Source organism: Serratia sp. SCBI, assembly GCF_000747565.1.
In the GTDB taxonomy this organism is placed as follows: Bacteria; Pseudomonadota; Gammaproteobacteria; order Enterobacterales; family Enterobacteriaceae; genus Serratia; species Serratia ureilytica.
In genome coordinates, this window is record NZ_CP003424.1 from 1,496,660 (window position 1) to 1,514,195 (window position 17,536).

The 17,536-nt window shown below is 62.8% G+C and carries 17 protein-coding genes; 13 read left to right on the forward strand and 4 right to left on the reverse strand.

Translation table 11 applies throughout. The features are described 5' to 3' along the window. The first annotated feature begins 164 nt into the window (after nt 1-164). The 4 genes from prpB to SERRSCBI_RS06985 all read left to right on the forward strand — a co-directional run bounded on the left by prpB (nt 165) and on the right by SERRSCBI_RS06985 (nt 4,463). Nucleotides 165-1,055 carry a methylisocitrate lyase gene (gene prpB, locus SERRSCBI_RS06970; protein ID WP_033642375.1) on the forward strand — a complete coding sequence of 297 codons (891 nt, stop codon included), beginning with the start codon at nt 165-167 and terminating at the stop codon, nt 1,053-1,055. Between the two features lie 33 nt (nt 1,056-1,088). After that, the gene (gene prpC / locus SERRSCBI_RS06975) at nt 1,089-2,252 is read left to right on the forward strand and encodes a 2-methylcitrate synthase (protein WP_042783971.1); all 1,164 of its coding nucleotides are present in this window, start codon (nt 1,089-1,091) and stop codon (nt 2,250-2,252) included. Nucleotides 2,253-2,302: 50 nt separating this feature from the next. Continuing rightward, nucleotides 2,303-3,754 (forward strand): bifunctional 2-methylcitrate dehydratase/aconitate hydratase, encoded by a 1,452-nt coding sequence (locus tag SERRSCBI_RS06980; protein ID WP_042785663.1) that lies wholly within the window; start codon nt 2,303-2,305, stop codon nt 3,752-3,754. Nucleotides 3,755-3,833: 79 nt separating this feature from the next. Then, nucleotides 3,834-4,463 (forward strand): LysE family translocator, encoded by a 630-nt coding sequence (locus SERRSCBI_RS06985; RefSeq protein WP_042783972.1) that lies wholly within the window; start codon nt 3,834-3,836, stop codon nt 4,461-4,463. Here the strand turns inward: SERRSCBI_RS06985 and SERRSCBI_RS06990 are convergent. Further along, nucleotides 4,460-5,299 (reverse strand): helix-turn-helix transcriptional regulator, encoded by an 840-nt coding sequence (locus SERRSCBI_RS06990; protein WP_042783973.1) that lies wholly within the window; start codon nt 5,297-5,299, stop codon nt 4,460-4,462. The genes SERRSCBI_RS06985 and SERRSCBI_RS06990 overlap by 4 nt on opposite strands. A gap of 99 nt (nt 5,300-5,398) precedes the next feature. Between SERRSCBI_RS06990 and SERRSCBI_RS06995 the strand changes: the two genes are divergently transcribed. Genes SERRSCBI_RS06995 through SERRSCBI_RS07010 form a run of 4 tightly spaced genes read left to right on the forward strand, consistent with a single transcriptional unit; the run spans nt 5,399 to nt 10,410 of the window. Beyond that, complete coding sequence (locus tag SERRSCBI_RS06995; protein ID WP_042783974.1) at nt 5,399-6,823, forward strand: MFS transporter; 1,425 nt, start codon at nt 5,399-5,401, stop codon at nt 6,821-6,823. Between the two features lie 57 nt (nt 6,824-6,880). After that, nucleotides 6,881-7,510, forward strand: a complete 630-nt coding sequence (locus tag SERRSCBI_RS07000) for an FMN-binding negative transcriptional regulator (RefSeq protein ID WP_042783975.1) — start codon at nt 6,881-6,883, stop codon at nt 7,508-7,510. A 37-nt stretch (nt 7,511-7,547) separates the two neighbouring features. Then, on the forward strand, nt 7,548-8,507 hold the full coding sequence (gene ybiB, locus SERRSCBI_RS07005) for a DNA-binding protein YbiB (protein ID WP_042783976.1): 960 nt from the start codon (nt 7,548-7,550) through the stop codon (nt 8,505-8,507). Nucleotides 8,508-8,553: 46 nt separating this feature from the next. Next, the gene (locus tag SERRSCBI_RS07010) at nt 8,554-10,410 is read left to right on the forward strand and encodes a M3 family metallopeptidase (protein WP_042783978.1); all 1,857 of its coding nucleotides are present in this window, start codon (nt 8,554-8,556) and stop codon (nt 10,408-10,410) included. Between the two features lie 62 nt (nt 10,411-10,472). On the opposite strand, the gene SERRSCBI_RS07015 is transcribed toward SERRSCBI_RS07010, so the two are convergent. The 3 genes from SERRSCBI_RS07015 to SERRSCBI_RS07025 form a co-directional block, all read right to left on the reverse strand. Further along, complete coding sequence (locus SERRSCBI_RS07015) at nt 10,473-11,108, reverse strand: carbonic anhydrase (protein WP_004939270.1); 636 nt, start codon at nt 11,106-11,108, stop codon at nt 10,473-10,475. 285 nt (nt 11,109-11,393) lie between these two features. Continuing rightward, nucleotides 11,394-11,654, reverse strand: coding sequence for a YdgH/BhsA/McbA-like domain containing protein (locus SERRSCBI_RS07020; RefSeq protein WP_015377148.1), 261 nt, complete (start codon nt 11,652-11,654; stop codon nt 11,394-11,396). Between the two features lie 166 nt (nt 11,655-11,820). Beyond that, nucleotides 11,821-12,450, reverse strand: a complete 630-nt coding sequence (locus SERRSCBI_RS07025) for a flavin reductase family protein (RefSeq protein ID WP_042783979.1) — start codon at nt 12,448-12,450, stop codon at nt 11,821-11,823. A 118-nt stretch (nt 12,451-12,568) separates the two neighbouring features. Between SERRSCBI_RS07025 and rlmF the strand changes: the two genes are divergently transcribed. The 5 genes from rlmF to SERRSCBI_RS07050 all read left to right on the forward strand — a co-directional run bounded on the left by rlmF (nt 12,569) and on the right by SERRSCBI_RS07050 (nt 17,534). After that, the gene (gene rlmF, locus SERRSCBI_RS07030; RefSeq protein WP_173889061.1) at nt 12,569-13,534 is read left to right on the forward strand and encodes a 23S rRNA (adenine(1618)-N(6))-methyltransferase RlmF; all 966 of its coding nucleotides are present in this window, start codon (nt 12,569-12,571) and stop codon (nt 13,532-13,534) included. 295 nt (nt 13,535-13,829) lie between these two features. Beyond that, nucleotides 13,830-15,134 carry a PAS domain-containing methyl-accepting chemotaxis protein gene (locus tag SERRSCBI_RS07035; RefSeq protein ID WP_042783980.1) on the forward strand — a complete coding sequence of 435 codons (1,305 nt, stop codon included), beginning with the start codon at nt 13,830-13,832 and terminating at the stop codon, nt 15,132-15,134. 182 nt (nt 15,135-15,316) lie between these two features. Beyond that, nucleotides 15,317-15,886, forward strand: a complete 570-nt coding sequence (locus SERRSCBI_RS07040) for a TetR/AcrR family transcriptional regulator (RefSeq protein ID WP_042783982.1) — start codon at nt 15,317-15,319, stop codon at nt 15,884-15,886. 11 nt (nt 15,887-15,897) lie between these two features. Then, nucleotides 15,898-16,536 carry a GNAT family N-acetyltransferase gene (locus SERRSCBI_RS07045; RefSeq protein WP_042783983.1) on the forward strand — a complete coding sequence of 213 codons (639 nt, stop codon included), beginning with the start codon at nt 15,898-15,900 and terminating at the stop codon, nt 16,534-16,536. Continuing rightward, nucleotides 16,524-17,534 (forward strand): S9 family peptidase, encoded by a 1,011-nt coding sequence (locus tag SERRSCBI_RS07050; protein ID WP_042783984.1) that lies wholly within the window; start codon nt 16,524-16,526, stop codon nt 17,532-17,534. Before SERRSCBI_RS07045 ends, SERRSCBI_RS07050 begins: the two co-directional genes overlap by 13 nt. Nucleotides 17,535-17,536: the final 2 nt, after the last annotated feature.

Consider the following 17,536-nt stretch of genomic DNA (forward strand, 5'->3'; position numbering starts at 1 on the left):
ATTGAAACGTTAACTGAAACGTTTTTTATCGCTTGGTCTGCCCAATGGCGATGCGAATTTTATAACTCACTTATTTTTATCGCTTTTAATTTTTTCCTCGCCAAAGTGCAACCTGGCCCGCCTCTTGCTCTGTCTGTTCTATCTAGCTAATCGGAGAGAACGTCATGACGCTGCGCTCACCCGGGCTCGCCTTTCGTCAGGCCCTGAGTAAAGAAAAACCCCTGCAAATCGCCGGCGCGATCAACGCCAACCATGCCCTGTTGGCCCAGCGGGCGGGGTTCCAGGCCATCTATCTTTCCGGCGGCGGCGTGGCGGCCGGTTCGCTGGGGCTGCCGGACCTGGGTATTTCGACGCTGGACGATGTGTTGACCGATATTCGCCGCATCACCGATGTCTGCCCGCTGCCGCTGCTGGTGGATGTCGACAGCGGTTTCGGCGCATCGGCGTTCAACGTCGCCCGCACGGTGCGCTCGGTGAGCAAGGCCGGGGCGGCGGCGCTGCATATCGAAGATCAGGTCGGCGCCAAGCGCTGCGGCCATCGGCCCAATAAGGCCATCGTCTCCACCGAAGAGATGGTGGATCGCATCAAGGCGGCGGTAGATGCGCGCAGCGATCCGGACTTCGTGATCATGGCGCGCACCGATGCGCTGGCGGTGGAGGGGCTGGAGGCGGCCATCGAGCGCGCTCAGGCTTACGTGGCGGCCGGGGCCGACATGCTGTTCCCGGAAGCGATTACCGAGCTGGGCATGTACCGCCGCTTCGCCGAAGCGACGCAGGTGCCGATCCTCGCCAACATCACCGAATTCGGCGCGACGCCGCTGTTCACTACCGAGGAGCTGCGCAGCGCCCAGGTGGATATGGCGCTGTATCCGCTGTCGGCCTTCCGAGCGATGAATCGGGCGGCGGAGCGGGTGTACCGCGCCCTGCGCGAGGAGGGCACGCAGAAAAACGTCATCGACACCATGCAGACCCGCAACGAGCTGTATGAAAGCATCAACTACTATTTGTTCGAAGAGAAACTCGACGCTCTGTTCGCTCGCCAACGCGACGAATAAGCGCCATTCACGCAGAAGCCAAATGAGGACAGTATGAGCCAAGCGATCCCCCCGCAAAGCCCGACTGGCATTAAGCCGAAAAAATCCGTGGCGTTATCCGGCGTGCCCGCCGGGAATACCGCGCTGTGTTCCGTAGGGCGCAGCGGCAACGATCTGCACTACCGCGGTTACGACATTCTCGACCTCGCGCGCCACTGCGAGTTTGAAGAGGTCGCCCATCTGCTGATCCACGGCAAGTTGCCCAACCGAGACGAACTTCATGCCTACAAGCAGCGGCTCAAAGCGCTGCGCGGCCTGCCCGCCAGCGTGCGCACGGTGCTGGAGGCGCTGCCGGCGGCATCTCACCCGATGGACGTGATGCGCACCGGCGTTTCGGCCCTCGGCTGCACGCTGCCGGAAAAAGAGCAGCACGGCGCGGCCGGCGCGCGCGACATCGCCGACCGGCTGCTGGCGTCGTTGGGATCGATGCTGCTCTACTGGTATCACTACAGCCACAACGGCGAGCGCATTCAGCCGGAGACCGACGACGATTCCATCGGCGGCCACTTCCTGCACCTGCTGCACGGCGCAGCGCCTTCCGCCAGCTGGGAGCAGGCGATGCACGCGTCATTGATCCTGTACGCCGAGCATGAGTTCAACGCCTCGACCTTCGCCGGCCGGGTGATCGCCGGCACCGGATCCGATGTCTATTCGGCGATCGTCGGCGCCATTGGCGCGCTGCGCGGGCCGAAGCACGGCGGCGCCAACGAGGTGTCGCTGGAGATCCAGCAACGCTATGAAACGCTGGACGAAGCGGAAGCCGACATTCGCCGCCGCATCGACAACAAAGAGGTGGTGATCGGCTTCGGGCACCCGGTGTATACCGTCTCCGATCCGCGCCATCAGGTGATCAAAGAGATCGCGCTGCGCCTGTCGCAGGAAGCGGGCGCGATGAAGCTGTATGACATCGCCGACCGGCTGGAAAGCGTGATGCGAGACACCAAAAACATGTTCCCCAACCTCGACTGGTTCTCGGCGGTGTCTTACCACCAGCTGGGGGTGCCCACCGAAATGTTCACGCCGCTGTTCGTCATGGCGCGCGTCAGCGGCTGGTCGGCGCACATCATCGAGCAACGGCAGGACAACAAAATCATTCGCCCGTCCGCCAACTATACCGGGCCGGAAGCGCGAGCCTTCGTACCGCTGGATCAGCGCTGAGCGCCGGTCGTTATCGTGTTGTTTTCACTGTGGAGCCTTTGGGAATCATGATGCTTGAGTCTGCCAATACCCGCCGTCCGCCGTTCGATCGCGAAATGGTCGATATCGTCGATTATGTGATGAAAGAGGCCGTCGATACCCCGGCGGCGTACCGCACCGCCCATTATTGCCTGCTCGATACCCTCGGCTGCGGGCTGGAGGCGCTGAGCTACCCGGCCTGCAAGAAACTGATGGGGCCGGTGGTGCCGGGCGCCGAGGTGCTGAACGGCAGCCGGGTGCCCGGCACCCGTTTCCAGCTGGATCCGGTGCAGGCGGCGTTCAATATCGGCGCCATGATCCGCTGGCTCGACTTTAACGACACCTGGCTGGCGGCGGAGTGGGGCCACCCATCGGACAACTTGGGCGGGATCCTGGCGGTGGCCGATTGGCTCTCTCGCCAGGCGGTGGCGGCGGGCAAAGCGCCGCTGACCATGCGGCAGGTGCTGATCGCCATGATCAAGGCGCATGAGATCCAGGGCTGCCTGGCGCTGGAAAACGCCTTCAACCGGGTGGGGTTGGATCACGTGCTGCTGGTGAAGGTGGCGTCCACCGCGGTGGTGGCGCAGCTGCTCGGCCTGAGCCGCGAGGCGATCCTGAACGCGGTGTCGCTGGCGTGGGTGGACGGGCAGTCGCTGCGCACCTACCGCCACGCGCCGAACGCCGGCACCCGCAAATCCTGGGCGGCGGGGGATGCGACCGCCCGCGCGGTGCGGCTGGCGCTGATGGCCGCCACCGGTGAGATGGGCTATCCTTCGGCGCTCACGGCGCCGACCTGGGGATTCTACGACGTCTCGTTCGACGGCAAACCTTTCCGCTTCCAGCGGCCGTACGGCGCGTATGTGATGGAGAACGTGCTGTTTAAAATTTCGTTCCCGGCGGAGTTCCATGCCCAGACCGCCGTGGAGGCGGCCATGACGCTGCACCGCCAGATGCAGGCCGCCGGCAAAACCGCCGCCGACATCGCCGCAGTGAGCATCCGCACCCACGAGGCCTGCCTGCGCATTATCGACAAGCAGGGGCCGCTGGATAACCCGGCGGATCGCGATCACTGCATTCAGTATATGGTGGCGATCCCGCTGCTGTTCGGCCGGCTGACGGCGGCGGATTACGAGGATCGGGTGGCCGAAGATCCGCGCATCGACGCATTGCGTAGCAAGATACATTGCCATGAAGATCCCGCCTTCACGCGCGATTATCACGATCCGGAAAAACGCTCGATCGCCAATGCGCTGACGGTGGAGTTCGCCGACGGCAGCCGTCTGGATGAGGTGGCGGTGGAGTATCCTATCGGCCATGCGCGGCGGCGCGAAGAGGGCATCCCGCTGCTGATCGAGAAGTTTAAAACCAACCTGGCGCGCCAGTTCCCGGCCCTGCAGCAGCAGCGCATTCTTGAGGTGTCGCTGGACCGGCAGCGGCTGGCGCAGATGCCGGTCAACGAGTATCTCGATTTGTGGGTGATCTGAGGTGAGCGGCGCTGACAAGCCACGTCGGCGTCGCTATGATGGACGCTCCATCCCCGTCCGTCTTCTTATCAGGTGATTCATGATTGATGCTGCAACGCTGTTGTTGTTTTCCGGTGCCTGCGTGGCGCTGGCGCTGACCCCCGGCCCGGATATGCTGCTGATCGCTTCGCGCAGCGTCAGCCAGGGGCGGCGGGCCGGTTTCGCTTCGCTGGCGGGCATTCAATTCGGCACTTACTGCCACGCGCTGGCGGCGGCGCTGGGGCTGTCGCAACTGTTCGTCGCGGTGCCGCTGGCTTACGACGCGGTGAGAATGTTGGGCGCAGCTTATCTGCTCTATCTGGCGTGGAAAACGTTGCGATCCGGCAGCAGTCTGCAGGCTTCCGCCGGGTTGCAGGCGGTGCCGACGGCGCGCATTTTCCGACAGGGGCTGCTGACCAACATCCTCAACCCGAAGATGGCGCTGTTCGTGTTGGCGCTGTTCCCGCAGTTTATCGATCCGCGCGCCGGCTCGGTGGTGGTGCAGATGCTGGCGCTGGCGACGGTGCTGAATCTGGTCGGCTTGCTGATTAACGGCGGGGTGATCCTGGCGGTCAGCGGCATGAAAAGCCGTTTCGTCGGCCGCCGTTTCAGCGCCCGCTGGCCGAACTACCTGCTGAGCGGCGTGTTCGCCGGGCTGGCCTGCAAACTCATTTTCGACAGTCGTCGTTAATCCTCGCGCAGCAGCGCTTCAAACGCCGTGCTGGCCGGTTCGTCCGGCAGCGCGCTGTACATCACCAGCCGCAGATGGTTCTCTTCGTCGACGATGAAAGAGGCATGGTCAAAGGTGACCGGGCCGATCTCCGGGACGACGAAGCTGCGCCGCCCCTGACAGCGTCCGTGAATGTCATGCTGCCGCCAGAGCCGGCGGAACGGCGGCGACACCCGCTCCAGCGCCTGCACCCGTTGGCGCATCACCTCATCCTCCGGCGCGCGGGCGTAGTCGCGACGGAAGCTGGCCAGGATTTGCGGCGCCTGCGCCTGCCACTCCAGCAGGCGCTCATTAAGCTGCGGATCGGCAAACAGCATCCACAACATGTTGCGCTCTTGCGCCGGGCGCTCGCCGATGGCGAACAGCCGCTGCGCCGCCGGATTCCAGGCGATGATGTCCCAACTCAGGTTCATGACGTAGGCCGGCCGCAGCGCCAAATCGTCCAGCAGACGCCGCACCAACGGCGAAACCTGGCACCACTGATGCCCAACCGGCACCGGCGGGCGTTGATGCGCCAATAAGAACAGGTGGTAGCGGCCGGCGGCGTCGAGCTGCAGCACCCGCGCCAGATTTTCCAAAAACGTCACCGACGCATTGATTTCCCTGCCTTGCTCCAGCCAGGTGTACCAGGTGAGGCCGACGCCGGCCAGCGCCGCCACCTCCTCGCGCCGCAATCCCGGCGTGCGGCGGCGGCTGCCGCTCGGCAAGCCGACCGCCTCTGGCGACAGTTGTTCTCGCTTTTGCCGCAGAAAATCCCCCAGTTCGTGGCGGGTGCGTTCGAGGGTGCGTGGGGGCATGTCGGCCGTCCTGTTGCTGTCAGTAATAGTATAAATGGCTATATAGTAACAGTTTAAACCTTGTTCCATACTGCGGCCATCATAATCTCTGGAGGTGGTATGGAACATTCATTATCTGGTGAGCGGCGAGGGCTGCCCGGCCTGCCGGTGCTGCTGTTGGGCGGTTTCGTCACGGTGTTCGATCTGTTCGTGGTCAATGTGGCGGCGCCGGTGATCCAGCGGCAGTTCGCCGCCGATTTCGCCGGGGTCGGTTTGATCGTCGCCGGTTACGAGCTGGCGTTTGGGGTGCTGTTGATCGCCGGTGGGCGCCTGGGCGATCGCTTCGGGCGTCGGCGCTTGTTCAGCCTCGGCATGCTGGGATTCACGTTGAGCTCCCTGCTGTGCGGGCTGGCGGGATCGCTCATCCTGCTGATCGCCGCGCGTATTCTGCAGGGGGCGACGGCGGCGCTGTTGTTCCCGCAAATTTACGCCTTGATGCGGGTGCTGTACGCGCCGCAACAGCGGCGACGCGCCTTCGCCTGGTTGGGCATGACGTTGGGATTGGCGGCGATCTTCGGCCAGATCCTCGGCGGATTTATCATCGAGGCCAACCTGTTCGGCAGCGGCTGGCGCATGATCTTTTTGATCAATTTGCCGATCGGCGCACTGGCGCTGTGGGCGGTGCGGCGCATTCCCGAATCGCGGGTGGCGCAGGCGCAGCGGCTGGACGGCGTTGGCCTGTGGCTGGCGGCGACCGGCCTGTCGCTGTTGCTGCTGCCGCTGCTGGAGGGGCCGGCGCGCGGCTGGCCGTGGTGGATAGCGCCGATGTTGGCGTTGGCGATGCTGACGCTGTGGGGCTTCCTGTGTTGGGAGCGCTGTCTGGCGCAGCGCGGTGACGATGCGGTGCTCGATCCGGCGCTGTTCCGCCAGGCAGGCTTCGCGCCGGGCATGGCGGTGGTGCTGACGATTTATGCCACCGCCTCCTCGTTTTTCTTGTGTTTCGCACTGCTGCTGCAGGCGGGGGCAGGGCTGACGCCTTTTCAGGCGGGCAGCCTGTTCGCCCCGGCCAGCGCGGCCTTTATGGTGGCCTCGATGCTGGCACCCCGGTTGGCGCAGCGGTGGGGCAACGGCGTGCTGAGCGTGGGCGTGGCGATTTACGCCGCCGGGTTGGCGCTATTGATGGCGCAGGCGCTGTGGGGTGAGGCGCTGGCGCATCCGCTGCGGCTGCTGCCGGGGTTGGTGGTGCTGGGGTTCGGTCAGGCGCTGAGCATGACGCCGCTGCTGAATCTGGTGCTGGGTTTGGCGCAGGAGCGGCAGGCGGGGATGGCGGCGGGTCTGGTCGCCACCGTGCAGCAGGTGGGAGGCGCGTTGGGCATCGTGGTCAGCGGCGTCGGTTTTGTGCCGCTGTTGGCGAGCGGCGGCGCGGCGGAGCGCTATGCCCAGGCATTTGCCGGCGCCATGGTATTTAATCTGTTGGCGATGGGCGTGGCCCTGTTGTTGTTAAACCGGATCACTCGAAATAGCCAGAAAGCGGATCTTAAGTAGGCCGCCGGCGGGTGCTTTACTGTTGTCATCATGAGAGAGCGATAAGGAGCCGCACTGATGTTTCAACCCGCCGCATTTCGCGAAGACGATCTGGATGCCCAACTGGCGTTGATCCGCGCCCACCCGCTGGGGCTGTTGGTCAGCCACGGCGAGCACGGATTGACGGCCGACCCGCTGCCGTTTGTGGCTGATGTCGAGCAGGGGCAGCTGCGGCTGCGGGCGCACCTGTCGCGCGCCAACGAGCACTGGCGGCGGTTGCGGCACGACGCGGAGTGCCTGGTGATCTTTCAAGGCCTGGAAGGTTATGTGTCGCCAGGCTGGTACCCGAGCAAACGCCAGACCGGCAAGGTGGTGCCGACCTGGAATTACAGCGTGGTGCAGCTGTATGGCGTGCCGACGGTGACGGACGATCCGGCCTGGCTGCGCCGCCAACTGATCGCTCTTACCGCGCAGCAGGAAGGGCGACGCCCGGAACCCTGGCGGCTCGATGATGCGCCGGCCAACTACATCGCCGCACAGCTTAAAGGTATCGTCGGCATCGAGATCGCCGTCACCCGGCGCGAAGGCAAATGGAAGATGAGCCAAAACCGCAGCGCCGACGATGCCGGCGGGGTCATCGCCGGGCTGCGCGAGGGCGATGACGCGCAGCGGCGGCTGGCGCAGGAGGTTGAGCGGCGGCGCGGATAGGGTATGCTAACTGAAGGGCAGCCAGGGGAACCTTCGGATGGATTACACCAAAATTATCAAAGAAATAGGCCGCGGCAAAAATCATGCGCGCGACCTGGATCAACAGACCGCTTTTCAACTGTATCAGGCGATGCTGGCCGGGGAGGTCCCCGAACTTGAGCTGGGCGGCATTCTGATCGCGCTGCGCATCAAGGGCGAAGCCGAAGAGGAGATGCTGGGGTTCTACCAGGCGATGCAGCAGCAGGTATTGTCGCTGCAGGCGCCGCAAGGGCGCCCGCTGCCGGTAGTGCTGCCGAGCTACAACGGCGCGCGCAAGCAGGCCAACCTGACGCCGCTGCTGGCGCTGCTACTGGCGAGAGTGGGCCTGCCGGTGGTGGTGCACGGCGTCCTGGACGACAGCACCCGCGTGACCAGCGCCGAGATTTTCCGTGCTCTGGGGCTGCCGTGGTCGGAACAGGCCGCTCATGCCCAGCGGCGTCTCGATAACGGCGAGGCGGTATTCATGCCGGTTTCCACGCTGTCGGCGCCGTTGGCGCGGCAGCTCGGATTGCGTTGGCGCATGGGGGTGCGCAACAGCGCCCATACGCTGGCCAAGCTGGCGACGCCGTTTGGCGAACAGGATGCGTTGCGCCTCGCCAGCGTCTCGCATCCGGAGTATGTTGGCCGGGTGGCGTCGTTTTTCCGCCAGATTGGCGCCCGCGGGTTGCTGATGCACGGCACGGAAGGCGAGGCCTACGCCAACCCGCTGCGCTGTCCGCAGATTCACCACATCGTTGGCGGCGAACAGCAGGTGCTGCTGGAGCGCACCTTGCCGGACGAAACGCCGGCATTGCCGGCGGCGAAAGACGCGGAAACCACCGCGCGCTGGACTGAACGCTGTCTGGCTGGCGAGGTGGCGATCCCGCAGGCCATCCAGCGGCAGGTCGCCTGTTGCCTGGTGGCCGCCGGCGAGAGCGAGACGCTGGAGCAGGGGCTGCAGCGCCTGCGTCAGGTCTAAGCGCGACTATACTGGGATATTTCCTCATCGGCTGAGAAGGACGGTTATGCAACAGGCTCTCGATTACTTCAATCAATTGAACCAGGATTACCTCGACGTTCACCGCGCCAAAGAAGAGCTGTTCTGGCAAAACTACATGGGCACCGGCGATGAAGACGTCTCGGCGCGCTTTTCCGCCGCGGAAAGCGCCTATAAGCGCTTCGTCGCCGAACCGCGCCGGCTGGCCGAGATCCGCAGTCTGCTTGCCGGGCTCGAAGCATTGCCGCAGGAGGCGCAGCGCGATGCGCTGATCCATGGCCTGCAGGGTTGGCTGCGTTTCTTCGACTGCAACGCCATTGAAGACTCGCAGGCGCAGGCGCTGTTGGATCAAATCATCCACGCCGAGTCCGATCTCTACTCGCGTCGCAAGGGCTATCAGGTCACGCATCTGAACGCCGACGGGCGGCGGGTGGCGGCCTCGCTCGGCGAGCTGTTGACCAACCAGGCGACCAACCCGAACGAAGACTCTCGCCGCAGCTCGCAGCAGGCGCTGCGCGATCTGGAGCAATGGCTGCTGCATAACGGCCTGCCGGAGCTGATCGGCCTGCGCAACCGCTTTGCGCGCCAGATGGGCTATCGCAACTACTTCGATTACAAGGTGAACAAAACCGAGCGCATGACGCCTGAGCAGCTGTTCGCCATTCTGGATCGCTTCGAGCGGGAAACCCGCGAGGCCAACGCGCGTAGCCTGCGGCAGCTGGCGGCCGACAAGGGCGACCAGGCGCTGGAGCCGTGGAACGTACGCTTCGCCAGCGCCGGCGACGTTACCCGTCAACTGGATCCTTACTTCCCGTTTTCTCGTTCGCTGGAACGCTGGGTCGACAGCTTCAAACGCCTGCACATCGGTTTTGGCGGCGCCGAGATGAATCTCGATCTGCTGGTGCGCAAAGGCAAGTTTGAGAACGGCTTCATGCACGGCCCGGTGCCGCCGTTTGTGCGCCAGGAGGAATGGGTGCCGGCGCGCATCAACTTCACCAGCCTGGCGCAGCCGGGGCAGGTGGGCAGCGGCGCTTACGGGCTCAACACCCTGTTCCACGAGGGCGGCCACGCGGCGCACTTCGCCAACATCCGCCAGAATGCGCCGTGCTTCTCGCAGGAGTTCCCGCCGACCTCGATGGCCTATGCCGAAACCCAGTCGATGTTCTGCGACAGCCTGCTGGACGATGCCGACTGGTTGAAGCGCTATGCGAAAAACGCCGCCGGCGAAGCGGTGCCCGATGCGCTGATTGAGGCCGGCATCGCGGCGCGCCAGCCGATGCGCGCGTTCAACGAACGCCATATCCTGCTGGTGCCGTACTTCGAGTGGGCGTTGTATCAGTGGGATGACGAGCAGCGCACGCCGGAAGCCATCACCGCGCTGGCGCGCGAGGTCGAGCAAAAGATCCTCGGCATCAGCGGCAGCCCGCGCCCGACGTTGGCGATCCCGCACCTGCTGTCGCTGGAGTCCGCCTGTTCCTATCAGGGCTATCTGCTGGCGATGATGGCGGTGGAGCAAACCCGTCACTTCTTCCTGCAACGCGACGGTTACCTGACGGACAACCCGGCCATCGGCCCGGATCTGGCGCAACACTACTGGTTGCCGGGCAACAGCGTCAGCCATGACGACACGCTGCGCAGCCTGACCGGCGAAGGGTTTAATCCGGACTATCTGGCGCAGGCCTGCAACCAGACGGTGGCGCAGGCGTGGCACGAGGCGCAGCAGACGATGGCCGCCGCGGCCAAGCGCCCGCAGCCGCCGGCAGATTTCGATTTGCAGGCGCACATCCGGGTGGTGGATGGCGAGACGGTATTGGCGGACAACGCTGAGGGTGACGAACGGATGTGCCGCGACTTCGCTGCGGCGATAGAGGCGCGCTTGGCTTAAGGCGGATAATAAAATCCACGCCGCGGCGTGGATTTTATTTAATGGCTAAACCGGACGCTATTTTATTCGAAATAGACGTCGGGATTATCGGCCAAAGACACGAAGCTCTTGGTGTTTCTATCCAGCGTGCGAATTTCGCCGCTTTCGATGTCGTACACCCAGCCGTGCAGGCGCAGCCCGCTGTTGCGCAGACCCACCGCCACAGAAGGGTGGGTTTTAATATTATTTAGCTGAGCAATAACGTTCTCTTCGACCATAGCGTTAACTTTGTCTGTTTCGCTATTCCACGTTTTCTTCTCGACCACCGCTTTTGCCGCATCGGCATAGTGCAGCCAGTGGGCCACGGCAGGCATGGGATCGAGGCACTGGCAGGAGGCTATCGCTTTCATGGCGCCGCAGTTCGAGTGGCCACAAATCACGATATCGGTAACCCCCAACGCCACCACTGCATACTCGATGGTGGCAGAGACGCCGCCCGGCTCCGGGCCGAAGGAAGGGACGATGTTGCCGGCGTTACGGATAACGAAAAGCTGCCCAGGTTCTTGCTGTGTGACCAGCTCGGGCACTAAACGGCTGTCAGAGCATGAGATAAACAGCGCTTTGGGATTTTGGCTGGAGGCAAGGCTGCGGAACAGTTCCTTGCGCTGCGGGAAAATCTCTTTCTGGAAACTGAGGAAACCTTCAATGATATGTTGCATACAACGCTCTCTGCATCTGTAGTCTGCGTAACATGATAATCATCCTCTCCCGTTAGTCCAGCTATGGGCAGGTAAAAAATGTGTGTGCAAACCCCCCGCAAACCCCATTGAATACAGGGTTTCTGCCTGTTGGCGACAGAATTTTCCGGCTCGTTTACGCGTGGGGGCTGACGAAGCTGACGATAGGAAAATAGCTGTCGTACCCATTCAGCGCTGACGTACGCGAACATAAAAAAAGCCCGCCGGGGTGATAGCCGGCGGGCTTTTTGACGTCTGGGGCGGCGATTATTTGTAGATAACCGCGGTGGCGTGCATCAGGTTATTGCCGCTGGTGGAGGTGATGGTGAAAGCTTTGGCGCCCGCCGCATCGGCTTTGGCGGCCAACTGGGATTTCAGGCTGCTCAGGTCGGTCGCGCCGCTGGCGACGATCACGCCGGCTTTTTCGAATTGGGCGGCATCCTGCGCGCTGACGTGTTCAGCGGCGAAAGTGGTGAAAGAAACGGTAGCCAGAGCGATAGCAGCAGCAAAAGTTTTGATGGTTTTCATGTTCGTCATTCCTGTCAAAGCGGATTAGGGAGAAAGGGAGTGCCTTTCGATGGGAAGATTATTGCGCAGGAGAAGACGTGATGAAATCGGAGAGTGTTGATAGTTTTATTCAGATTTTTTGATTATTAATTCCCCCGTTCATCTTCTGCATAAACGGGGGAGACGATCAGCGCGTCGGGCGCGTCAGGTCGAAACGGTGCTGCTCGGAAATGCCGTAGTAGGCGCTCGGGCCGCCGGCGCGCAGGATCGGTTCGGCGGCGGCGGTCTGGTAAACGCCGTGTTCATCCAGCAGCGCCGGATCGAGATGCACCGCCACCACTTCGCCCAACACCAGCCAGGTCTCCACCTGTTCCCCGGCGGCGGTTTGCAACTGAATGCATTGGGTCAGGCGGCATTCGAAGTTCACCGGGCTTTCGGCCACGCGCTCGGCTTTGACCCGACGCCCGGGCAGCGGCGTGACGCCGGCGAAGGCGAATTCGTCCTCATCGCGCGGCAGGGTGATGGAACTGTTGTTCATCGCTTCCGCCAACGGTCGCGTCGCCAGGTTCCAGACGAACTCGCCGGTTTCCACGATATTCGCCACGCTGTCTTTCCAGCCGGTGCTGGCGAAACCGATGATTGGCGGGCGGTAGTTGAAGCAGTTGAAAAAGCTGTAGGGCGCCAGATTACGCAAGCCGGCGGCGCTGCGGGAAGAGATCCAGCCGATGGGGCGCGGGCCGACGATGGCGTTCAGCGGATCGTGCGGCAGGCCGTGGCCGGCGGCGGGTTCATAATAATAACGAGATTCACGGCTCATGGGGGCCCCTGTGGCAATCGATGAAGCTTTCATTGTGCCGGGTTTCCCGCCGCTGCGCCATTCCGGGCCGGATGTGTTATCTTACGCGCCGGAAATACCTTCAAGAGAGCCCGTCACGGTGGAAAAAAAGAAAACCTTCCCGCAGCAGAAAAGCGGCCTGCATCCGCGCAACCGTCATCGTTCGCGCTACGACTTCCCGGCGCTGATCGCCAGCTGCCCGGCGCTGGCGCCGTTCGTAAAACCGAACGCCTGGGGCGATGTCTCGGTGGATTTCGCCGATCCGGCGGCGGTGAAAATGCTCAACCGTGCGTTGCTGCAACACTTTTACGGCATCGAACACTGGGATATTCCGGCTGATTACCTGTGCCCGCCGATCCCCGGCCGCGCCGACTATCTGCACCACCTGGCGGATCTGCTGGCGACCAGCAACGGCGGCGAGATCCCGCGCGGCAAGGGCGTGGCGATCCTCGACGTCGGCGTCGGCGCCAATTGCATTTACCCGATCGTCGGCCTGCGCGAATACGGCTGGCGTTTCACCGGCTCCGAAATCGATCCGGTGTCGCTGAACGCCGCCAAAATGATCGTCGAGATGAACCCGACGCTGCGCAACAGCGTGCGTCTGCGGTTGCAAAAACAGCCTGAGCTGATTTTTAGCGGCATCATCGGCGCGGCCGAGAAATTCGACGCCACCCTGTGCAACCCGCCGTTCCACGCGTCCGAGCAGGAAGCGCGTGCCAGCACCCGCCGCAAGCTGCATAAATTGGGCAAAGGGGAAGTGGCCGACAAGCCGGTGCAAAACTTCGGCGGCAAGAACAACGAGCTGTGGTGCGAAGGCGGCGAAGAAGCCTTTGTGCGCAAGATGGTGGAAGAGAGCGTCAGCAAGGCCAACAACTGCCTGTGGTTCACCTCGCTTATCTCGAAAAACACCACGTTGCCGGCCATCTACCATGCGCTGAAAGTGGCGGGGGCGGCCGAGGTGCGCACCATCGAGATGGCGCAAGGGCAGAAGATCAGCCGCTTCGTCGCCTGGACCTTCCATGACGCCGAGCAACAGGCCACCTGGGCAGCCGAGCGCTGGCGTTAATCTTCCCGGCGCCGGTTATCCTGCCGGCGCCGACAAAAATCCGCATTTTACCTTTCAATTTTCATCACTTACGTTATTCTCAATACAGTTATTCATAATAAAAATCTTAGGTTGTTGGTTTATTTAAATTCGAATAATTACTTTACTGAATAAATAAATTTAATCCGGTTAAGAGCAATAACCAGAAGGATCGGCGCTGCCCGCTCCTTCCGCGATGGCACGTCTGCGTGTGGGCGCGGCATGTGGCCAGACAAAATAAGAAAAGCGCCATCATCTGCCACAAGGACTACACCCTATGCTGTTACGATTCAGTCAGTTAACTACCCACAAAGGCGCCGAACTGAGCGCGATAGAACACGCCGTTCCCATGATTGTATTCTCGCCTGACGGCACGGTATTGCGCGCCAACGATCTCTTTCTCAGCACGCTCGGATTTCAACGCGATGATGTGATAGGCCGGCATCATCGTATTTTCTGCGATCCCAACTATGTCGCCAGCCCGTTATATCGCAAGCATTGGGAGACGCTGAATAAAGGGCAACCCATCACGGACACGATAAAGCGCATCGCGAAAAACGGCGAGGCGGTGTGGCTGCAGGGCACCTATGCGCCGGTGCTGAATAAACAGGGTAAGGTGGTGGAAATCGTCAAGATCGCCAGCGAAGTGACCGAGCGAGTGACCCAGGCGCAGGAACACCGCAGCCTGCTGGCGGCGCTGAATCGCTCGATGGCGATGATTTCTTTCACGCCGCAGGGCGACATTGTCAGCGCCAATGACAATATGCTGGCGCTGATGGGCTATCGGCTGGATGAGGCGTGCGGGCAGTCGCATGCGGTGCTGTGCCCACCGGCGTTCGCCGCTTCCGACGACTATCGGCGGCATTGGCAGCGCCTGGCGCGCGGCGAGTTCATCACCGGGCGTTTTGAGCGCGTCAACCGGCGCGGCGAACGGGTCTGGCTGGAGGCCAGCTATAACCCGATCCTCGACAACGACGGCCAGGTGGTGAAAGTGGTGAAGATCGCCCAGGACATCACCCGGCTGATGCAACAGCAGCAGCATGAAGAAGAGATGGTGCGCAACGCGCATCATCTGTCGCTCGATACCGACCGGCAGGCGGCGCAGGGCGCGGTCATCGTGCAGCAGGCGGTGAAGGGCATGCAGCAGGTCGAAGCGGCGGCGCGCGAAACGTCGGACGTGGTCACCGAGCTTGGCAAGTGCTCTCAGCAGATCGGCACCATCGTCGAAGCCATTCGTAAAATTGCCTCGCAAACCAATCTGCTGGCGATTAACGCCTCCATCGAAGCCGCCCACGCCGGTGAGCACGGGCGCGGTTTTGCGGTGGTGGCCAACGAGGTGCGCACGCTGGCGGAACAGTCGCGCAAGGCGGCGACCGAGATCGAACGCATGACCAAGTCTATCCAGCAAGGCGTGGCGGCGGCGATCGCCGGCATGGCGACCTGCGTGGAACAGGCCGGCGGCGGTGTGGCATTGACCCATGACGCCGGAGAAGTGATCAACCAGGTCAACATCGGCATGCATGACGTCGTGAAACTGATGCAGGCGTTTACGTCGGTGAAGCAGGGCGACGCGCTGCACTGAGTTTGCCGGGCGCCGCCCCTGAAAGCGGGGCGGCGTTTGTCTCTTCCCACCGATCTCTGCGCCGTTGAGCCGCGGTTCAATTTTACCGGCCTATGCTATCCTTAAATGTGAATGAACGTTCGTTCATTTATTTGTGTCAATTTACGGCGCCCAGCGCCCCTTCACCGTTTCGGGAGCTGCCGATGGGAAACCGAGAAAAGATTGTCGACGCTGCGCTGCACAGCTTTACCCATAAGGGATTTCACCAGACCAGCATGCGGGATATCGCCCAAGCGGCGGGCGTTAGCGTGGGCAACCTCTATAACCATTTTTCCGGCAAGGAGGCGCTGATCGGCGAGATCGCGCTGCTGGAAAACGGCGTATTCGCCGAGTTCGCCGCCGCATTGCGGGCCGAGAAAAAGCGGCCGAAAGAGGCGCTGTCGGCCTTTTTCACCGCCTATCACGCTTTTGTCGCCGAACCGGACAATGTGCAACTGTCGGCGGAGATTGTGGCTGAAGTGGCGCGTAACCCGGCATTGGCCGAGCCGTTCAGCGCCAACCAGCGGCAGTTGATTGAGGCGCTGGCGACGACGATCGCCGAGGCTCAGCAAATAGGCGAGATCGCGCCGGCGATAGCGCCCTTGCCGCTCGCGCAGCTGGTGCTGGACGTGATCGAAAGCCAGGCTTGGCGGCAGGCGATCTTCGCGTCGCCTTCGCCGGAGGCGATCACGCCGGTGCGGCTGTTGGAGCAACTGCTCTACCGCCAACCCTAGTCGAGGTTGATATGTTGCACATTGAGCCTTATCGCGACGCTGACCGCCTGCAAACGGCGGCGTTGATCTACGCCGCGTTCTGCGACAAATTCCAGCGCGCGCGCCGTCTGAGCGCCCGCCTTCAGTGGCGTCTGTTCTATCGGCTGTGGAGTTGGAAGCAAAGCGGCAGCCGGGAGCGCAGCTTCGTGGTGAAACAGGATGAACAGGTGGTGGCGGTCTTTGCCCTGAATGCCATCGATGGCGAGAACCGCGCTGGGCCACGTCCGCGCGCCTTGCCGATTTGGCGGCTGTGTCGCCGCTATGGCTGGCTAAACGTTTGGCGTATGTATCTGCAAATTGCGGTGTTGCAGCACACCCCGGCGGCCGATGAGCTGTATCTTTCCTACCTGGCGGTGGCCGAGAGTCAGCGCGGCAAAGGGGTGGGCAGGCGACTGCTGCAGTGGATGAACGACTACGCCGCCGAACAAGGCGCAGGCCGGCGCCTGAGCCTGCACGTCAGCCGGCGCAACGTCGATGCGCAGCGTCTGTATCAGCGCTGCGGTTTTCAGGTGCGGCGCGAAGAACATTACGCCTCGCTGGGCTTGCTGTTCGGCCAGGCCGATTGGGTGTTGATGGAGAAACGCAGCGGGGAGGCGACGTGCGCAGAATAGGGCTGTGTCTCGTGGCGCTGCTCCTGCCGGTGCTCGGCTGGGTGATTTACGTCAACGACTTTCGCTTTGTCACCGAACCGGTCGTGGTGACCGCCGGCGGCAATCGGCTGACCGGCACGCTGGTGCTGCCGGAGCATGCGCCAGTCAAGCCCGGCGTCGTGGTGTTTGTGCACGGCGATGGGCCGGCCAACGCCAGCCGCGACGAAGGCTATTACGGCATTTGGGAGACGATGGCGCAGCAGGGCTATGCGGTTTTATCCTTCGATAAGCCGGGCGTGGGCGGCTCCGGCGGCAACTGGCTGCATCAGACCATGGCGGATCGCGCGCGGGAAACCGCCGATATCATCGACTGGGCCCGGCGGGACGGGCGCTTCGATGCGCGCTGCGTGGGGCTGTGGGGCACCAGTCAGGCGGGGTGGGTGATGCCGGAGGTGGCGCGTTTGCGCCCCGACATCGCGTTTACGCTGGCGGTGGCGCCGGCGATCAACTGGCTGCGGCAGGGGCGCTACAACACCCGGGCGGCGATGGCGGCGGCAGGGGACGATGAAGCGTCGATCGCCGCGCGCGAGGCGCACTGGCGCCACATCCAAACGCTGCTCGAACAGCCGGACGGTTACGAACAGTACCGCCGTGAGTCTGGCGCCGCCGCTGCATTGAGCGCCGGCCGCTGGCGCTTTATTCGCGCCAACATGGCCAGCGACGCGACGGCGGGATTGCGGCATTTCGCCACGCCGGTGCACCTGATCCTGGGCGGGCGCGACGTCAACGTGGACGCGGACGAAACCGAGCGCGTGTATCGGCAAACGATCCCGGCCTCGCTGCTGACGGTGACGCGCATCGACGAGGCCGATCATGTGATGGTCAAGCCGCTGTTCGCGCGCCATCCGTGGCTGATCAACGTGGTGGGCCTGTTTGCCCCGCGCTCGGTGCAATACGACGCCTACCGGCAGGACGTGGCGGCCTTCCTGGCCGCTCAGCCCTGCGGGCGCGGGCGCTAACC